A 1,667-nucleotide genomic window follows, 5' to 3' on the forward strand; every position below is an offset into this window, starting at 1 on the left:
AGCCGCACCGCCTCGGGCAGGGCCGGGGCCAGGGCGCGCAGGCTGCCGCTGAAGCTGTCGCGGTCGGCGCCGAAATCCAGGCCGATGCCCTCGTCGCGCAGCGCATCGGCGAAGGCCAGCGCGTCGAGATCGCCGGCCCCCTCGGTCAGCAGCCCGGCGGCGAGCGCCGAGGCGCCCTCCTGCCCGGCCGGGTCCAGCGCGGCGCCGCCCGGCCAGGACCAGGCCAGGCTGACCACGGGCACCGAATGATCCTCGGCCAGCCAGGCGGTGAAGCCGCCCCCCTCGACCACCTGGATCGGCAGAGAGAAGCCGCTGGCCCCGGCGGCCGGGGTGGTGGTGTTGCCGCTCATGCCGCGCCCTCCGGCAGCAGCCAGCCGCTCATGGCGGGGCGGGCCAGCACGAAGCGCGCCGCGGCCTCGACCTGGGCGCGGGTGACGGCGCGGATGCGCGCCGGCCAGTATTCGATGCTCTCCAGCGGCATGCCATTGGCCAGCGCGCTCCCCAGGATGCGCGGCGCGGTGCCCAGGCTGTCCAGCGCCAGCAGCGTGCCGGCGGTGAGCTGGCGGCTGGAGCGCGCCACCTCCGCCTCGGTCACGCCCTGGTCCAGGAGGCGGGTGGTCTCGGCCGCCACCGCGGCCTCGATCGCCGCCGTCGAGGCCTCGCGCCGCGGGGTGACGTAGATCTCCAGATTGCCGATGCCGATGGCGTCGCCGTCATAGGCGCAGCCGGCGGAGACGGCGAGGCCGCTCTCCACCAGCGCCTTGTGCAGGCGCGAGCCCTGGCCGCCGCCGAGCAGGTGGGCCAGCACCTCCAGCGCGTCGCAATGCCGCGCCGCCTCGCCGCCGGCCGGGAGCGACGGGGCGATCCAGCCGCGCAGGAACACCGCCTCGCGCACGCTCGGGTCGCGCTGCACCAGCCGGTCGTCCTGCGGCACGGAGGGGGCGGGGGCGCGGTCGCGCCGCGCCTTGTCATAGGGGGCGGGGCGGCCCTGGATGCCGCCGTAATCCTGCTCGGCGAGCTTGGCCAGCTCGTCGCGGGCGATCGCGCCGGTGACCACCAGCGTGGCATTGGCGGGCGTGTAGTAGCGGCGGTAGAATTCCAGCATGTCGTCGCGCGACAGCGCCGCGATCTCGTCCGGCCAGCCGATCAGCGGCCGGCCGCGCCAGTGCTGGCGGCCCCAGAAGGCGGCGTCCCAGGCCTCGCGGAAGCGGCCGCGCGGCGTGCTCTCGGTGCGCTGGCGGCGCTCCTCCTGCACCACCTGGCGCTCGGCCTCGATCTCGTCGGCGGGGAACAGGGCGGTGGCCATGCGGTCCGCCTCCATGCCCGCCACCAGCGCCAGCCGCGTGGCCTCGACATGCTGGTGGTAGGCGGTGACGTCGCGCGAGGTGAAGGCGTTGTCCTGCCCGCCCTCCCGCGCCACGCGGCGCGAGAACACGCCGGAGGCGACGTTCCGGCTGCCCTTGAACATCATGTGCTCGAGGAAATGCGCGAGGCCGGACTTGCCCGCCGGGTCCTCGCCGGCGCCGGCGCTGTAGAAGACGTAATGCGCCACGACCGGGGCGCGCCGGTTCTCGGCATGCAGCACGGTCAGCCCGTTGGGCAGCGTCCACTGGCTGGCGCCGAAGAGCGGGCGCTCGCCCGGCGGCGCGGCGAAGCGTGGCGGCGCC

At 75.8% G+C, this 1,667-nt stretch carries 1 protein-coding gene and 1 pseudogene; both read right to left on the reverse strand.

What is annotated here, in order from left to right; genetic code table 11:
* Nucleotides 1-350 (reverse strand): annotated as a pseudogene (locus tag HMPREF0731_RS19555) (M16 family metallopeptidase); the annotation flags it as partial.
* On the reverse strand, nucleotides 347-1,667 hold a 1,321-nt coding region (locus HMPREF0731_RS19560), incomplete at its 5' end, for a M16 family metallopeptidase (RefSeq protein ID WP_007005946.1). The gene HMPREF0731_RS19560 and the pseudogene HMPREF0731_RS19555, both read right to left, overlap by 4 nt.

It is taken from the genome of Pseudoroseomonas cervicalis ATCC 49957 (assembly GCF_000164635.1).
GTDB classification, from domain to species: Bacteria; Pseudomonadota; Alphaproteobacteria; order Acetobacterales; family Acetobacteraceae; genus Pseudoroseomonas; species Pseudoroseomonas cervicalis.